At 37.0% G+C, this 1,836-nt stretch carries 3 protein-coding genes; 1 reads left to right on the forward strand and 2 read right to left on the reverse strand.

All coding sequences use genetic code 11. The annotated features are described in order from the left end of the window. Window positions 1-401: 401 nt before the first annotated feature. Window positions 402-749, reverse strand: coding sequence for a DUF3969 family protein (locus tag PSI23_RS21175; protein ID WP_273556928.1), 348 nt, complete (start codon window positions 747-749; stop codon window positions 402-404). Next, entirely contained in the window at window positions 749-1,249 is a 501-nt protein-coding gene (locus PSI23_RS21180) for a hypothetical protein (protein ID WP_273556929.1), read from the reverse strand. Before PSI23_RS21180 ends, PSI23_RS21175 begins: the two co-directional genes overlap by 1 nt. A gap of 391 nt (window positions 1,250-1,640) precedes the next feature. On the opposite strand from PSI23_RS21180, the gene PSI23_RS21185 reads away from it, so the two are divergent. Next, window positions 1,641-1,836: hypothetical protein (locus tag PSI23_RS21185; RefSeq protein ID WP_273556930.1), on the forward strand; the 196-nt coding region annotated here is incomplete at its 3' end.

Here is a 1,836-nt window from a genome sequence, read left to right on the forward strand (position 1 = left end):
TGACTGGACTATGAATAGCATGTTGCTTTTTAATCTTACATTGGGAACCAGTAAATATGATGGTACTGAACAAGATTGGGGTTACATGATGGTGACTTTTTCGCAAAAGTTAGGCGCTATATTAAAGTAAACAGGCCAAACTAAGCACTTTTGCTTTGACTGGAAATAAATCCAATCCTGAATTTAAGCCTCGCTCCGGCGGTTTTTTTGCTTTCTGGAAGGGATGTCTAAATCCGTCGAGTCGGTATAGCGCTCACAGCAAGTAATACTCAGCGAACTGTATTGAATTGGTTGTTATAGAGACTGCGCAAATTGAATCGGTAGGATTAATTGGCGTTTCCCTAATTCAGAGAAACGCCATTAGCACAATTTAGGTTAGGTAATTCACCTTTTATGTTTACCTACCAGTTTGATTTCACTGTGATTACCTTCTCTACTAATCGTCCAATTTCTTTATTGTTTCTGATGACTGATAATGTTTCTTGCAGCAACTCACGAATATTTTTTGGAAGTTTTTCAGGTATTAAACTTTCCACATCTTCAAGTTGACAGCCTCCTTCAATAATATCAATTAATTCACGGGATGCATTTATTTTTTTCAACGATTTTATTTCATCGGGCTGGAATATAAATCCCTCTGCCTCATCAATAGATATTATTTTTTTTTCAAGAGAATACAGCACTCCTACGATCAAAAAACTAATGAATTTCTCTGCATGTTTCTGTTCAATAGTATAACTAAGTTTCATTATTTTATGCTCCAGCGATTCACTACTTTCACATTAAATACTTGACCACTTTCATGCTGAAAATAATGAATGGATACTTTATTTCCATTAACACTACCATTTTTATACACTTTATACCATTTTCCTGCTTTTACTTCTCTTAGATCCCGCAATAAGTCTTTCCTGTTAATAATATGCTTAGTTGTTCCATCTTGGACTGGCCTAAACCCTTTAGGATATTGCGGTGCATCCTTAATTGATTTGTAAGTATGCTTAATACTATTTGAGTGTCCGTGTCCGTGTTCATACCCATGACTATACCCGTGTTCATACCCGCGTTCATATCCATGATCATACCCATGTTCATATCCGTGTTCATATTCGTGTTTATGTTGCGTGTGCTTCTTAGTAATTAAAGTTTGATATGGGTTTGTCGCTTCATCTGGCGCTTGAGAGCTGTGCCCCGAAAAAGAGAGCGATACCAATACAAGGCTAAACAGAACTCTTGCAAGTCGATTCATAAGAAGATCCTCATATAAATAAGCTTTAAAGTATTCTCACAACAGAATTAAAATAACTCTGGCGTAATATGAGGCATTATATAGATACCCAGCTAAACGGAAGTAAAACCAGAACCGATTTACTTCGGATAAAGAATTAATAAAAGATAAATGAAGTTGATTATTAAAAATTATAGGGTGAGTAAGGCTTTGAATTTACAATCCAACTACCTAATAATCCTAGGTAGTTCAAAATCCCGCCAGAGTCCGGGATTCAGATGAATATTTTAAGGCTGCGCATGGCGTGGCCTTTTTCACAAAAACTACCTTTAACACCTTGATATCCTTTATTTCCTGCATGATGCAGGTTTAGCGCTATGTCACGCTTCCGTTTGAAACGGAGGCAGTGAAAGTGAACTTTAATGATTTATTGGAGTTAATGAGTCACCAATCTCAGAGACTCCCCTCTTTAAGAGGGTTGGTTGAAAATAACTCAATACGTTTAATATACCTACCTGCTGCCGTGGTCCTCATTTTGGTTGGTCAATCAGCCGAACTTTCGTCCGATGAACCCGCTAAAAGTTGCGGGTTAAAATCCAGCCAATATT

It is taken from the genome of Xenorhabdus yunnanensis (genome assembly GCF_028598805.1).
Taxonomy (GTDB): Bacteria; Pseudomonadota; Gammaproteobacteria; order Enterobacterales; family Enterobacteriaceae; genus Xenorhabdus; species Xenorhabdus yunnanensis.

Bases quoted from the DNA above. Each gene is read 5' to 3' on its own strand.
- PSI23_RS21180 (WP_273556929.1), bottom strand. From the start codon at position 1,249: ATGAATCGACTTGCAAGAGTTCTGTTTAGCCTTGTATTGGTATCGCTC.
- PSI23_RS21175 (WP_273556928.1), bottom strand. From the start codon at position 749: ATGAAACTTAGTTATACTATTGAACAGAAACATGCAGAGAAATTCATT.